The organism is Inquilinus ginsengisoli, from assembly GCF_050434925.1.
GTDB classification, from domain to species: domain Bacteria; phylum Pseudomonadota; class Alphaproteobacteria; order DSM-16000; family Inquilinaceae; genus Inquilinus; species Inquilinus ginsengisoli_B.
On the sequence record NZ_JBNDJK010000001.1, the window covers coordinates 1263200 to 1276987 of the forward strand.

Below are 13788 nucleotides of genomic sequence, written 5' to 3' on the forward strand. Positions count from 1 at the left end.
AAACGCGCCCCGTCGGGCCCGTCAGCGCAGCGTTCCCCGGGCCCGCTTGACCGCCTTCTGCCAGCCCTCATACAGCCGGCTGCGGGTGCCGGCGGGCATCGACGGCTCGAACAGCCGGTCGCGCTGCCAGGCCTCGGCCACCGCGTCGACCGAGGGATAGACCCCGGCGGTCAGGCCGGCGAGGTAGGCCGCGCCCAGCGCCGTGGTCTCGATCACCTTCGGCCGCTCGACCGGGGTGTCCAGCATGTCGGCCAGCATCTGGCACAGCCAATCGTTGGCCACCATGCCGCCGTCGACGCGCAGCGCCTGCGGCCGGGCGCCGCCATCGGCCGCCATCGCCTCCATCAGGTCGCGGGTCTGGAAGGCCACCGCCTCCAGCGCCGCGCGGGCGATATGGGCCGAGGTCGAATCCCGGGTCAGGCCCATGATGGTGCCGCGCGCCTCGGGGTCCCAATGCGGCGCGCCCAGGCCGGTGAAGGCCGGCACCAGATAGACCCCGGCGGAATCCTCGACCGACCGGGCCAGGGTCTCGCTTTCGGCCGCGTTCTTGATGATCTTCAGCCCGTCGCGCAGCCACTGGATGGTGGCGCCGGCGCTGAAGATCGCGCCCTCGATGGCATAGGTGGGCTTGCCGTCGACCCGGTAGGCGGTGGTGGTCAGCAGGCGGTGCCGCGAGATCTTCGGCTTGTCGCCGATGTTCAGCAGGGCGAAGCAGCCGGTGCCGTAGGTCGACTTGATCATCCCCGGCTTGAAGCAGGCCTGGCCGAAGGTCGCCGCCTGCTGGTCGCCGGCCATGCCGGTGATCGGGATGGCGGCGCCGAACAGGATCTTGTCGGTGGTGCCGAAGTGGTGCGCGTTGTCGTGCACCTCCGGCAGGACCGCGCGCGGCACCCGGAACAGCGCCAGCAGCTCGTCGTCCCAGGCCTGGGTCCGGATGTTGAACAGCATGGTGCGGCTGGCGTTGGTGGCGTCGGTTGCGTGCACCCGCCCGCCGGTCAGCCGCCACAGCAGGAAGCTGTCGACCGTGCCGAAGGCCAGCTCGCCGGCCTCGGCCCGCCGCCTCGCGTCCGGGACGTTGTCCAAGAGCCAGGCCAGCTTGGTGGCGGAGAAGTAGGAATCGATGATCAGCCCGGTCTTGGCCTGCACCGCCGTCTCGTGCCCGGCGGCAATCAGTTCGCGGCAGAATCCGGCGGCGCGGCGGTCCTGCCAGACGATGGCGTAGTGCAATGCCCGGCCGGTCTGGCGGTCCCACAGCACCGTGGTCTCGCGCTGGTTGGTGATGCCGATCGCGGCGATGTGGTCGGCGGTCAGCCGGGCCCGGGCGATGGCGTCGCGGCAGGCCGAGACGGTGTCGGACCAGATCCCCTCCGGGTCGTGCTCGACCCAGCCATCGGCCGGGTAGATCTGGCGCAGCTCGCGCTGCGCGCTGGCCACCGGCCGGCCCTGCGGGTCGAACACGATCGCCCGGGTCGATGTCGTCCCCTGGTCGATCGCCAGGACATATGTGCGTCGCCGCATCGTGCTTCCCCTGTCCCGACCATGTTCGCAAAGCACTATCCGAAGCGCGTTTCCGAACGTCAATCCAACAACCCGGAGGCGTCAGTCCTCTGACGCCTCCAGCGCCGCCACGTCCGGGGCGTCGACCACCGCCCGGCACAGGCCGGGGGTGAAGCCGGCCCGGGCCAGCGCCGCCAGGTCGCGCATCCGGTGCTCAGGCCGGTCGGCCTCGGCCCGGAACGGTCCCAGCCGGCGCCGTCGCGCCAGCCGGATCGCCGCCGCCCGGTCCGGATCGACCCCGGGCGCGCCGCCATACAGGGACAGCGCCTCGGCCGCAACCGTCTCGTCGATGCCGGCCTCGCGCAGCTTGACCCGGATCGCCCGGGTCGACCGGCCGCGCCGGGCCAGGCCGGCGATCCGCATCTCGGCGAATTGGGCGTCGTCCAGCAGCTTCGACCTGGCCATGCGGTCCAGCAGGGCCGTGATCCGCGCCTCCACCGCCTCGACATCGACCTCGGCCCCGGCCTGCCGGGCGCGCCGGATCCGGCGCTGCAGCACCCGGCGCAGCTGCCCGGTCGATGCGGCATAGCGGCCGAGATAATCCAGCGCCGCCCGCTCCAGGGCGGCATCGTCGAGCGCGGGCGGTCGGCGGGGCGGTCGGTCCATGCGCGAAGGTGCCCTGTCGTGGCGGCTGGTGCCAAGCCCGACGTGTGAGCCGTCCTTGCCTTCTACTCTCCCCCTCCCGCAAGGGGACTACCGGATACACACATCCTTGGGCTGAGTTTTTTTAAGTCCCCCCTCCCCTTGCGGGAGGGGGGCAGGGGGAGGGGTCTGCGCGCGTCCGCGCGCGAATGGGCAGGGCATCGAACTCGTGGTCGATGCCGGCTTGCGACAGTCTGGGCCGGCTCGAGCCGAGAGCCCCCCTCCCCCTAGCCCCCTCACGCAAGGGGAGGGGGAGGATGAAAAAGGCCCGAAGCGGCAAGTGAACAGGTGAGCTGCCCCCCGATTCCGGTTGAGCCCGCCACGCCAATCGCCCAACTTGGCGTGCTCGACACGACGCCGGACAGGAGCCGATGCCCGAGACCGTGAAGACCTGGCTGGTCCGCAAGCCGATCTCGGCGATCCGTTCCTTCCTCGAGATCGAGGCGGCGGGCGGCATCGTGCTGATGGCGGTGGCGGTGCTGGCGCTGATAGCCGCCAACTCGCCGCTGGCCGGCGCCTATGACAGCCTGCTGCACCTGCCGATCGGACTGCGCTTCGGCAGCCTGGCGCTGGAGAAGACGCTGCTGCACTGGGTCAATGACGGGCTGATGGCGGTGTTCTTCCTGCTGGTCGGGCTGGAGATCAAGCGCGAGATCCTGCAGGGCGAGCTGTCGTCGCGCGAGACGCTGATGCTGCCCGGCATCGCCGCGATCGGCGGCGTGGTGCTGCCGGCGCTGATCTATGCCGTGATCAATGTCGGCGACCCGACGGCGCTGCGCGGCTGGGCGATCCCGGCCGCCACCGACATCGCCTTCGCCCTCGGCGTGCTGTCGCTGCTGGGCAGCCGGGTGCCGGTGTCGCTGAAGGTGTTCCTGACCGCGCTGGCGATCATCGACGACGTCGCCGCGGTGGTGATCATCGCCCTGTTCTACACCGGCGACATCTCGCTGCCGTACCTCACCTGGGCCGTCGCCGGCGTCGCCGTGCTGTGCCTGTTCAACTGGCTGCGGGTGCAGGCGCTGTGGCCCTATATGGTGGTCGGCGCCGTGGTCTGGCTGTTCGTGCTGAAATCCGGCCTGCACGCCACCCTGGCCGGGGTGGTGCTGGCCTTCCTGGTGCCGCTCGACCGCACCGCCGAAGACGAGGACGAGCCGCCGCTGCTGCGGCTCGAGCACAGCCTGCATGATTTCGTCGCCTTCCTGGTGGTGCCGATCTTCGGCTTCGCCAATGCCGGCGTCTCCTTCGCCGGGGCCAGCCTGTCGAGCTTCCTCGAGCCGGTGCCGCTCGGCATCGCCGCCGGGCTGGTGGTCGGCAAGTCGCTCGGCGTCGGCGTCGCCGCCTGGGCCTCCATCCGCCTCGGTTTCGCCGCCCTGCCGGCCGGGGCGACCACGGCCCAGCTCGCCGGCGTCTCGGTGCTGGCCGGGATCGGCTTCACCATGAGCCTGTTCATCGGCTCGCTGGCCTTCGAGGACCCGGCGCTGCAGGACGCGACCAAGATGGGTGTGCTGGCCGGGTCGCTGGTCGCGGCGGCGCTGGGCAGCCTGTGGCTGGTCGCGGTCAGCCGGCGGCGGGCGGTGCCGGCCGGGGATCGAGCGGAGGACTGAACACCCGCACCGCCTTCGGCAGCACCCGGAAATTCGCCGGGGTGTGGGTCGTGACCTCGCCGTCGGTGTTGACGTCGCGCGGCCGGCGGGTGCGGATCTCGACCGACCGGCAGCGGAAGGCGTGCACCTCGTCCCAGCGGCCGTGCCGGCCGGCGCGGAAGGACGGGTACATCAGCGCCAGCCACAGCCAGTGGTCGACCTCGATCGAATAGACGTCGAGCATGCCGTCGTCGGGCGCCGCGTCCGGGGCGACAGTCATGCCGCCGCCGTAGAAGCGGCCGTTGCCGACCGCGATCTGGATGCTCTTGCCGCGGATCACCCGCCCGTCATCGATGCGGATCTCGGCCGAGAAGCGCTCCAGCCGCCGCAGCAGCCGCAGTGCGGCCAGGGCATAGCCGAACCGGCCCCAGCGCTTCTTGGTGTCGCCGTCCAGCGCCTTCGCCAGCTCCACGCCCATGCCCAGGCTGGCGACGTTGAAGAAGGGCCGGCCGTTGACCTCGCCCAGGTCGATGGCACGCATCCGGCCGTCGACGATCACCTGCGCCGCTTCCACCGGGTCGGTCGGCAGCTCCAGGGTCCGGGCCAGGTCATTGGCGGTGCCCAGCGGCAGGATGCCGAGCGGCAGCCCGGTCTCCATCAGCGCCGGGGCGGCCCGGTTCAGCGTGCCGTCGCCGCCGCCGATGATGACGCATTCGACCGCGGCGGCGTGGCGCCGGATCAGCGTGTCGACATCGTCGTCCAGCGGCCGCACCGGCTCGACCCCGCCCTCGATCAGCGTCTTGATCACGGCATCGAGGCCGGCCCCGGCCCGGCTGGCCTTCGGATTGACCAGGAACAGCGCCCTAATAGCCCGCATTTCTCAAACCCCTTAGGCCCTGCGTCGCCTTGCGGGGAGTCGAATGAGGGCGCGGGCCACGAAGAGCGTATCGGGTCATACGGTCGAGTGGCCCGCGCCCGCAGGCGGCCGCCGCAAGGCGACCCTCCGGGCCGTCGTCCCATGCCGGCAGGGTATGTCGCCGCGCTTGCCCGATGTGCCGCATCGCGCGGCGCGCGGCTCCTGCCCTGCCGGCATGGGACGACGGCGCAGGGCTTAAGGGGTTTGAGAAATGCGGGCTTCCGATCATCGCATCGCGGCGATCGTCGTGCGCTGCGCCGGCGCGCCGGCCAGCTCATCGATGATCGGGCAGTCGGGATCGTGGTCGCCGGGGCACTCGTGCACCAGCTTGCCCAGGCTCTCGCGCAGCGCCTCCAATTCGCGGATCTTCTCGTCGATCTCGACGATCCGGGTCGAGGCCAGCTCCCTCACCTGGGACGAGCAGCGCGTCGGGTCCTCGTACAGCGTCAGCAGGGCGCGGCACTGCTCGATGGTGAAGCCGAACTCGCGCGACCGGCGCAGGAAGCGCAGCACCTCCAGCGCATGGGCGCCGTAGTCGCGATAATTGTTGTCGCGCCGGTCCGGCCGGACCAGCCCGATCTCCTCGTAATAGCGGATGGTCTTCGCCGGCAGGCCTGAATGCCGTGCCGCCTCGCCGATGTTCATCGCCGTCGCCTCTCCCTCGCCGGTGCAGTGGACCGCATCGGATGCCCGCTGTGCAAGCGCCCGATGCGGCCCGAACCGCCAGCTCCATCACACCCGTGGCCGCCAGCGCCGCAGCAGCAGCGCATTGGCGACGACGCTGATGCTGCTCAGCGCCATCGCCGCGCCGGCGATGGCGGGGTTGAGCAGGCCCAGCGCCGCCAGCGGCAGCCCGACCACGTTGTACGCAAAGGCCCAGAACAAGTTCTGCCGCACCTTGTTCCAGGTCGCCCGGCTGATCGCCAGCGCATCGGCCACCAGCCGCGGGTCGGGCCGCATCAGCGTGATCGCCGCCGCCTCCATCGCCACGTCGGCGCCGCCGCCCATGGCGATGCCCAGATCGGCCTCGGCCAGGGCCGGGGCGTCGTTGATGCCGTCGCCGACCATCGCCACCTTGGCGCCGCCGGCGCGCAGCCGGGCCACGGTGCCGGCCTTCTCCTCCGGCCGTACCGGGGCGTCGACCGCGGTGATGCCGACCCGGCCGGCGACGCTGTCGGCCACGGCGCGGGCGTCGCCGCTCAGCATCCGCACGGCGATGCCCGCCGCGACCAGCCGCGCCACCGCCTCGGCCGCGCCGGGCTTCAACGGGTCGGCCACGGCGATGGCGCCGCGCACCTCGCCCCCCACCTCGTCCCACACCGCGACCAGCATGGTGGTGCGGCCGGCGGCCTCATGCCCGCCGATCGCCTGCGCCAGCGCCTCGGGCAGGTCCGCCTGGATCTCCCGCATCAGCGCGATGTTGCCGATGGCGACAGACTGGCCCTCGACCATGCCGACGACACCGCGGCCGGGCCGGGCGGCGACCCCGCTTGCCGCGGGAACCGCCAGGCCGCGCCGCGCCGCCTCGGCCTCCACCGCGCGGGCCAGCGGATGCTCGCTGCCGGCCTGCACCGCGGCCGCCAAAGCCAGCAGCGCATCCGCGTCGCCGGCGGGGGCGACCACCTCGGTCACCGCCGGCCGGCCCTCGGTCAGGGTGCCGGTCTTGTCGAACACCACGGTGTCGATCTGCGGCGCCCGCTCGATCGTCTCGATGTCGCGGATCAGGATGCCGGCGCGGGCCGCGGCGCCGGTGCCGGTGACGATCGCGGCCGGCGTCGCCAGCCCCATGGCGCAGGGGCAGGCGATCACCAGCACCGCCACGGCGGCGCCCAGCGCCTGGTCGAGGCTGCCGCCGGCCACCAGCCAGCCGGCGAAGGTCAGGACCGCGAGCACCAGCACGATCGGCACGAACACGGCGCTGATGCGGTCGACCAGCTTCTGGATCGGCGCCTTGCCGGACTGCGCCGCCTCGACCAGACGGACGATGCGGGCGATGGTCGAATCCTCGCCCACCGCCGTCGCTTCCAGGGTCAGGGCGCCGGTGCCGTTCAGGGCGCCGGCGGCGACCGAGTCGCCCGGCCGCTTGGCCACCGGCAGGCTTTCGCCGGTCACCAGCGATTCGTCGACCTCGCTCTCGCCCGCCTCGACCCGGGCGTCGACCGGGAAGCGCTCGCCGGGGCGGACCAGGATGCGGTCGCCGGGCGCAAGGTCCGCCACCGGCCGCTCGACCGGCCCGTCCGCGGTCAGCACCCGCGCCGTTTCCGGCCGCAGTGCCATCAGCGCGCGCAGGGCGGCGCCGGCGCCGCGCTTGGCCCGCGCCTCCAGCCGCTTGCCCAGCAGCACCAGCGTGATCACCACCGCCGCGGCCTCGAAATACAGGTGGCCCATCGCCATGCTGCCGTGCAGCGCCACCTGCACCGCGCTGTAGCCCCAGGCGGCGCTGGTGCCGAGCGCGACCAGCACGTCCATGCCGGGGCTGCGGTGACGCAGCGAGGCCCAGGCGCCGCGGTAGAAGCGGGCGCCGGCCCAGACCTGCACCGGCGTCGCCAGCACCAGCTCGGTGATCGGCGACAGGTGCCAGGGCAGGCCCAGCGTCATCGCCACCATGTTCAGCACCAGGGGCAGGGTCAGCAGGATCGCCGCGGCCAGCGTCGCGGTCTCGATCCAGGGCCGCCTCTCGGCCTCCTCGGTAACGGCGGCCGGCGCGCGCACCTGATAGCCGGCGCCGCGCACCGTCTCGGCCAGCGCGGCGCGGTCCGGCCCGTCCGGGGCGATGGCGATGTCCGCCCGCTCCAGCGCCAGGTTGACGGTGGCCCGCAACACGCCGGGCGTGCGGGTCAGGGCGCGTTCGACCCGGGTCGCGCAGGCCGCGCAGGTCATGCCGGTGATGTCCAGTCGGACGGTCGATGTCGTGGTCATGACCGGGAGATGGGGCTTCCAGAAGCTGGAAGGTCAAGCCCCCATCGGATCCCGGTCATGCAGCCGGTGCAATCCGGCTCAGGAAAGGCTCTCGGGCTGCGGCACCAGCGGCTCGTGCTCGGCCATCGGGCTGCCGGGCCGCAGCGCCAGCACCTTCTTCCGCGCCAGCATCCAGCCGACCAGCAGGCCGAGGCCGATCAGCGGCAGCGCCGCCACCGTCAGCGACCCGACCGGGTAGTCCAGCGCCATCAGCACCAGCACGCCCAGCAGGAACAGCAGCGTGATCCAGCTGCTGACCGGCGCCCCCGGCATGCGGAACGACACCGGGTCGGCCTCGTCCCGCCGGATCGCCCGGCGCAGCGCCAGCTGGCAGACCAGGATGAAGGCCCAGGTGCTGATGATGCCCAGCGAGGCGATGTTCAGCACGATCTCGAACACCTGCGACGGCACCACGTAGTTCAGCACCACGCCGACGGCATAGATCGCGACCGTCACCAGGATGCCGGCATAGGGCACCTTGCGCGCGTTCATGCGGGCCAGCAGGTCGGGCGCCGACCCGCCCATCGCCAGCGACCGCAGCACCCGCCCGGTGGAGTAGAGGCCGGAGTTCAGGCTGGACAGCGCCGCGGTCAGCACCACGATGTTCATGATCGTGCCGATGCCGGGCACGCCCAGCGCGCCGAAGAAGGTGACGAAGGGGCTGGTGCCGGCCTGGTAGGCGGTCCAGGGCAGCAGCAGCACCAAGAGGACGACCGAGCCGACATAGAACAGGGCGATGCGCCAGATCACGCTGTTGATCGCCCGCGGCAGGATCTTGCGCGCCTCCTCGGTCTCGCCGGCGGCGGTGCCGATCAGCTCGATCCCGGCATAGGCGAAGACCACGCCCTGGACGATCACCACGGCGGGCAGCAGGCCGTGCGGGAAGATGCCGCCATTGTCGGAGACCAGCTGCAGCCCGGGCGCGTGGCCGGCCACCTCCATGCCGCTGCCGAGGATCAGCGTGCCGATGGCCAGGAACAGCGCCAGCGCCGCCACCTTGATCAGCGAGAACCAGAACTCCATCTCGCCGAACCATTTGACGCCGACCAGGTTCATCACCGTGACGACGCCCAGCGCGGCCAGCGCGAACAGCCATTGCGGCACGTCGCCGAACATCGGCCAGTATTTCATGTACAGGGCCACGGCGGTGATATCGACGATGCCGGTCATCGCCCAGTTCAGGAAAAACATCCAGCCGGCGACGAAGGACGCCTGCTCGCCCAGGAACTCGCGGGCATAGGAGACGAAGCTGCCGGAGGTCGGGCGGTGCATCACCAGCTCGCCCAGCGCCCGCAGGATCAGGAAGGAGAAGAAGCCGCAGACCAGATAGACCAGGGCCAGGGCCGGGCCGGCCAGCTGCAGCCGGCCGCCGGCGCCGAGGAACAGCCCGGTGCCGATGGCGCCGCCGATGGCGATCATCTGCACCTGCCGGGATTTCAGGCCCTTGTGGTAACCGTGTTCGTGGGAGTCGAGCCAGGCGCGACGGTCGGCGGCGGGGTCGCGGGCGGCCCTGAAGGCCGGCGGGGCGATCTTGGTCACTGTTTCTTCCGCTCTTGGTCTTGTTTTTATTCTGCCGCGGTGGGCCGCGGGGGGGCGGACGCTAGGACGCGATGCAAGTCCTTGTCAAACGCAGCTGCTGCGATCTCTGCTCGCCGGCGCCGGAGGCCTTGCGAACCGGCGGGTTTTCGGGACGAAAACTTGGTTTTATGTCGAAAGCTCCGGACTCGAATCGATCCCGGCGACCTTCGAGTGCGATGAGGTGAGATCGGGCCGGGTCGCCCGTAGCACCAAGACCGTGAATAATTGCCTCTCCCGCTTGCGAGCCCGTCTCAGAACAGCTTCCGCCCTTCCGGCATAAACTTTTTATCCCCCCCTCCCGCAAGGGGAGGGGGAGGATTAAAGGCATAGGTCGAGTCGGGTGGCTGGATTCTGAAAAAGGTCTGGCTTGGGCCGGGGCGCGCCCGCTACAGGACGAAATCCGCCGCGGTCAGGGCATGGTCGGAATAGACGGTGATCAGCGCGTCTTCGACATTGTTGCCGGTGGTCTCGAGATAGACGCCGTAGCGGCCGCCGCCGAAATCCAGCACCCGGATCTGGCCGGCGGCGGTGAAGGCGCCGGTGCCGAAGGTGAAGGCGGTGTTGCCGGGGCCGGCGCCATTGGCATCGATCGCGGACAGATCGATCCGGTCGCCGGTGGTGAAGTCGGTGATCGTGTCCCGGCCGGCGGCCGCAAGGGTGCTGTCGCCGGTCGCGCCATAGGAGAAGTGGTCGTTGCCGGCGCCGCCCTTCAGCACATCGGCGCCGGCGCCCCCGGTCAGCACGTCATCGCCGGACAGGCCCCACAGCGTGTTGGCGCCGGCGTCGCCGGTGATCGTGTCGGCGAAGCCCGAGCCCATCACCTGCTCGATGCCGGCCAACGTGTCGCCTTGGGCATCGCCGCCGCTGGAGGCGCCGCCGAGCACCACGATCACGCCGGCGCCCGAGCCTGCATAGCTCGCCGTGTCGATGCCGGCGCCGCCGGTCAGCGAGTCGGCGTCTGCTCCGCCCTCCAGGAAATCATTGTCGTCGCCGCCATCAAGCTGGTCGGCACCGGCACCGCCGGTGATGCTGTCGTTGCCGGCATGGCCGAAGGCACCGTCATTGCCGGCGCCACCATCCATCGAATCGTTGCCGGCTGCGCCGGACAGGCTATCGGTCCCGTCGCCGCCGACCAGCCGGTCATTGCCGTCCATGCCGTTGAGGATGTCGTTGCCGGCCTCGCCCGCCAGCGCATCGTCGCCGCCACGGCCGTCGATGAGGTCGGCACCGCCCTCGCCGCCGATTATGTTGCGGCCGGCGTCGCCGGCCAGGGTGTCGCTGAAGCTGGAGCCGTAGATGTTCTCGATGCTGGTCAGCTGGTCGCCCGTGGCGTCGCCGCTGAAGATCAGGCCGTTCTGGATGTCGACGAAGACCTCGGCGCTCGACCCCTGGTAGTTGACGAAGTCCGAGCCGGCGCCGCCGTCCAGGACATCGGCCCCGGCGCCGCCGCGTAGCGTGTCGTCGCCGTTGAGGCCCACCAGGAAGTTGGTGCCGGCATCGCCGAGCAGCCGGTCGTTGAAGGCCGACCCCGTGGCGGCCTCGATGCTGGTGTAGGCGTCGCCCTGGGCGTCGCTGCCGATGCCCGTGCCGGCGGCCAGATCGACCGTCACCGCGCCCGGCGACAGGTCGTAGCGCGCGGCATCGATGCCGGCGCCGCCGTTCAGCTGGTCGGCGCCGCCCGCGCCCGCGAGGTGGTCATTGCCGTCCCCCCCGGTCAGGATATCGGCCGTGCCCGAGAAGGACCGCAGCAGCACCGCGCTGGCGGAGTCGAGAGCACTGGCGTTCAGGATCACCTGGACATCCGCGAGGGCGAGGACGGTCAGCAGCGCGCCGGCGGCGTTGCCGGTATAGAAATCCTGCCCGATCGTCAGGTTGATCGTGCCGCCGAAGCTCTGCGGCGAGAGGGTGGCGAAGCCGGTGATGCCGGCATAGCCGGTCAGGTTCAGGACGATGTCCCCGGCGATCGCGAAGCCTAGGAGCGCGCCCACCGCGCCGGTCACGGTGTCGGTGGTGTCGAAAAAGGCGAGATTGCCGACAACGGCCTGCTCGCCCGGGCCGACCGAACCCACCTCCGGCCCGTCCACGTTGAAGAAGTAGTTCGCCAAGGCAGCCTCCCCGAGATTGCGGAGTTTTGTTGAAAATCCCAGACTCGGGGCAGCTTACAGGAGTCTCCGTCAGCGCATAGCCAAGGATGTCGCCGACATCTGGCTTCAGCCCGGGCCACCGCTGCGCGCCGGATCGGACTCGATGCCGGCGATCAGCTTGCGCAGCAGGGCCGCCAACGCCGCTCGCTCCTGCGGGTCGAGGGCCTGCAGGACGGCGGCCTCATTCTCCATGTCGGCGCGGAACGCCGCCTCGGCCCGCGCCGCGCCGTCCTCGGTCAGCACCACCAGCACGCTGCGCCCGTCCTGCGGCGACTTCTCGCGCCGGACCAGCCCCGCCTTCTCCAGCCGGTCCAGCCGGTGGGTCAGGCCGCCGGACGACATCATCAGCGCGGTGTACAGCTCGGTCGGAGTCAGCCGGTAGGGCGGCCCGGACCGGCGCAGGGTGCCGATCACGTCGAACTCGCCGCGGTCGAGGCCGAAGCCGGCGAAGGTCGCCTCGATGCCGGCGCGCACCAGATTCGACAGCCGGTAGGCCCGCCCCAGGACCGCCATCGGCTCGGTGTCGAGATCGGGCAACTCCCGCGCCCATTGCCGGCGCAGCCGGTCGACATGGTCCGCGCCGGTCTTGTCTGCCTCGTCCGTCATCCCTGTTCTCATACACTGTTGTCCGGCTGAACCCTTGATTGTGGTCGAGAAGGTTGCGCTCAACTTTTATTGTCATCGCCGGGCTTGACCCGGCGATCCAGGGGCCACCCAGAACGGCTTCGACATCTCTGGATGCCCGGGTCAAGCCCGGGCATGACAGTTAGAAAACTGCGCCATACCACAGCCCACACATACGCCTTCCGCGGCACCCAGCCAAGGTATCTTGACGAGAAGATATCTTGACCATATATCTTCTCGAGAAGATATTTCGCCGACACCGTCGGCGCGCAAGGGAGGAGCCCCCGAATGTTCCAGGTCCGTCGCCATCAGGAGCCGCAGCCGGGCCAGAGCCGGACCGTCCGCTTCGAGGGCCGCGAGTTCGGCAGCGCGGTGTCGTGCTTCCTGGTCGACGCCGCGCCGGGGCAGGGGTCGGCGCTGCATGTCCACCCCTATCCCGAGACCTGGATCGTCCGGGCGGGCGAGGCCGAGTTCACCGTCGGCGGCGAGACGACGAAGGGCTATCCGGGCGACATCGTCGTCGCCGCCGCCAACGTGCCGCACCGCTTCGAGAACACCGGCACCGGGCGGCTCGAGCTGATCGGCATCCATCCCAGCGACACCATCGTGCAGGCGCTGGCCTGACGCGACACCGGGACCCGACGGGAGCCACCATGCCGAAGATGATCTCCTTTGACGACCCCGCCGGCCATGTCTCCGAGCCGATATGGCTGGACGTGGAGGCAGCGACGGGGCCGTCGTCTGCCCGACCCGATCAGGGTCAGTAATTCCACAAGGCCGGCACCCAGCGATAGCCTGCGCCGACGGCCGCCACCCGGCAGACCGACGGGAACGACAGGTGCGTGGCCAGGATCGGCTCGCCGGTCGCCGCCAGCTCCCGTAGCAGTCGGGCCCGGACGCGAACCGCCTCCTCGGGGTCGTGTTCGAAGCCGTTGTGCCACTCGAGGTGCTCGAAGCCGTGCGGGAGTATGGCGTCGCCGACGAAGGTCAGGCGGTCGCCGCCGGATGCCAGGCGCACCACGCTGTGCCCGGGGGTGTGGCCGCCGGTGCGGGTGACGACCACCCCCGGCGCGACCTCGTAGTCCGTCTCGAAGGTCTGCAGCTTGCCGCCATACTGGGCCAGGAACCGCGCGGCGGCCGACCGGATCATGTCCGCCAACGGCCCCGGCATAGCGGTGCGCGAGAAATCGGGCGCCTGCCAGAACTCGGCCTCGGCGGCCGACGCGTGGATCCGGACGTCCGGACGCAGCTGATCCTGCACCCCGTCGACGAGCAGCCCGCCGACATGGTCGAAATGCATATGGGTCAGCACCACATCGGTCACGGACGCCAGGTCGACGCCGGCGGCCTCCAGCCGCGACGACCACCGCCCGGTTCGCGGGAAGTTCGGGGCCTCCATCCCCAGCCCGGAATCGATGAGGATGGTCCGGTCGCCGCTCCGGACCACGACCTCGTTCAGTGCCCAATCCATCACCACGGTCTGGAGCCTCTCGCGCAGCCAGGCCGACCGGACGGCCGGGTCGGCGTTGGTGGCCATCGCCTCGGCCGAGATCGATATCACCCCGTCGCTGACCACCATGACGTCGATCTCGCCGACCGGCAGCGCGTAGCGCGACAGAACCAGTTCCTCGGGTCCCGGTCCACCGGGGGTCTTGTCCAGGTACATGCTCGCCTCCTGCTGAACGCCCGACATCGGCGACGCTACGGCGAGGCGTGTTTGCGGTCGATTGGGTCGACGGAGAGGACGAGCCATACCGGGGGATAGGTTTCGTCATTCGGCGACCGG

11 protein-coding genes are annotated in these 13788 nt (G+C 70.7%); 2 read left to right on the forward strand and 9 right to left on the reverse strand.

Going from position 1 to position 13788, the window contains the following annotated elements; all coding sequences use genetic code 11:
• Positions 1 to 21: 21 nt before the first annotated feature.
• Positions 22 to 1518 carry a glycerol kinase GlpK gene (gene glpK, locus QFZ27_RS06255; protein ID WP_429225229.1) on the reverse strand — a complete coding sequence of 499 codons (1497 nt, stop codon included), beginning with the start codon at positions 1516 to 1518 and terminating at the stop codon, positions 22 to 24.
• Positions 1519 to 1599: 81 nt separating this feature from the next.
• Positions 1600 to 2163: a regulatory protein RecX gene (locus QFZ27_RS06260; RefSeq protein ID WP_429225230.1), complete on the reverse strand. Its 564-nt coding sequence runs from the start codon at positions 2161 to 2163 to the stop codon at positions 1600 to 1602.
• 407 nt (positions 2164 to 2570) lie between these two features.
• Between QFZ27_RS06260 and nhaA the strand changes: the two genes are divergently transcribed.
• Entirely contained in the window at positions 2571 to 3803 is a 1233-nt protein-coding gene (gene nhaA, locus QFZ27_RS06265; RefSeq protein WP_429225231.1) for a Na+/H+ antiporter NhaA, read from the forward strand.
• On the opposite strand, the gene QFZ27_RS06270 is transcribed toward nhaA, so the two are convergent.
• The 6 genes from QFZ27_RS06270 to QFZ27_RS06295 all read right to left on the reverse strand — a co-directional run bounded on the left by QFZ27_RS06270 (position 3757) and on the right by QFZ27_RS06295 (position 11984).
• Positions 3757 to 4659 carry a lipid kinase gene (locus QFZ27_RS06270; protein ID WP_429225232.1) on the reverse strand — a complete coding sequence of 301 codons (903 nt, stop codon included), beginning with the start codon at positions 4657 to 4659 and terminating at the stop codon, positions 3757 to 3759. The two genes, nhaA and QFZ27_RS06270, sit on opposite strands and share 47 nt — an antisense overlap.
• Positions 4660 to 4923: 264 nt before the next feature.
• Positions 4924 to 5343, reverse strand: coding sequence for a Cu(I)-responsive transcriptional regulator (cueR, locus tag QFZ27_RS06275; protein ID WP_429225233.1), 420 nt, complete (start codon positions 5341 to 5343; stop codon positions 4924 to 4926).
• An 87-nt stretch (positions 5344 to 5430) separates the two neighbouring features.
• Positions 5431 to 7617, reverse strand: a complete 2187-nt coding sequence (locus tag QFZ27_RS06280) for a heavy metal translocating P-type ATPase (RefSeq protein ID WP_429225234.1) — start codon at positions 7615 to 7617, stop codon at positions 5431 to 5433.
• A gap of 78 nt (positions 7618 to 7695) precedes the next feature.
• Positions 7696 to 9195, reverse strand: a complete 1500-nt coding sequence (ansP, locus tag QFZ27_RS06285; RefSeq protein WP_429225235.1) for an L-asparagine permease — start codon at positions 9193 to 9195, stop codon at positions 7696 to 7698.
• Between the two features lie 425 nt (positions 9196 to 9620).
• A complete protein-coding gene (locus tag QFZ27_RS06290) occupies positions 9621 to 11339 on the reverse strand; it encodes a calcium-binding protein (protein ID WP_429225236.1) in 1719 nt (572 codons plus the stop codon).
• A gap of 105 nt (positions 11340 to 11444) precedes the next feature.
• Positions 11445 to 11984, reverse strand: coding sequence for a MarR family winged helix-turn-helix transcriptional regulator (locus tag QFZ27_RS06295; protein WP_429225237.1), 540 nt, complete (start codon positions 11982 to 11984; stop codon positions 11445 to 11447).
• 306 nt (positions 11985 to 12290) lie between these two features.
• On the opposite strand from QFZ27_RS06295, the gene QFZ27_RS06300 reads away from it, so the two are divergent.
• Positions 12291 to 12626 carry a cupin domain-containing protein gene (locus QFZ27_RS06300; protein ID WP_429225238.1) on the forward strand — a complete coding sequence of 112 codons (336 nt, stop codon included), beginning with the start codon at positions 12291 to 12293 and terminating at the stop codon, positions 12624 to 12626.
• Positions 12627 to 12762: 136 nt separating this feature from the next.
• Here QFZ27_RS06300 and QFZ27_RS06305 read toward each other — a convergent pair whose 3' ends face one another.
• Positions 12763 to 13668, reverse strand: coding sequence for an MBL fold metallo-hydrolase (locus QFZ27_RS06305; RefSeq protein ID WP_429225239.1), 906 nt, complete (start codon positions 13666 to 13668; stop codon positions 12763 to 12765).
• Positions 13669 to 13788 lie beyond the last annotated feature (120 nt).

Excerpts from the sequence above, each read along its gene's own strand:
- glpK (WP_429225229.1), bottom strand. The coding sequence starts at position 1,518 with ATGCGGCGACGCACATATGTCCTGGCGATCGACCAGGGGACGACATCG.
- QFZ27_RS06260 (WP_429225230.1), bottom strand. The coding sequence starts at position 2,163 with ATGGACCGACCGCCCCGCCGACCGCCCGCGCTCGACGATGCCGCCCTG.
- nhaA (WP_429225231.1), top strand. The coding sequence starts at position 2,571 with ATGCCCGAGACCGTGAAGACCTGGCTGGTCCGCAAGCCGATCTCGGCG.
- QFZ27_RS06270 (WP_429225232.1), bottom strand. The coding sequence starts at position 4,659 with ATGCGGGCTATTAGGGCGCTGTTCCTGGTCAATCCGAAGGCCAGCCGG.
- cueR (WP_429225233.1), bottom strand. The coding sequence starts at position 5,343 with ATGAACATCGGCGAGGCGGCACGGCATTCAGGCCTGCCGGCGAAGACC.
- QFZ27_RS06280 (WP_429225234.1), bottom strand. The coding sequence starts at position 7,617 with ATGACCACGACATCGACCGTCCGACTGGACATCACCGGCATGACCTGC.
- QFZ27_RS06295 (WP_429225237.1), bottom strand. The coding sequence starts at position 11,984 with ATGACGGACGAGGCAGACAAGACCGGCGCGGACCATGTCGACCGGCTG.
- QFZ27_RS06300 (WP_429225238.1), top strand. The coding sequence starts at position 12,291 with ATGTTCCAGGTCCGTCGCCATCAGGAGCCGCAGCCGGGCCAGAGCCGG.
- QFZ27_RS06305 (WP_429225239.1), bottom strand. The coding sequence starts at position 13,668 with ATGTACCTGGACAAGACCCCCGGTGGACCGGGACCCGAGGAACTGGTT.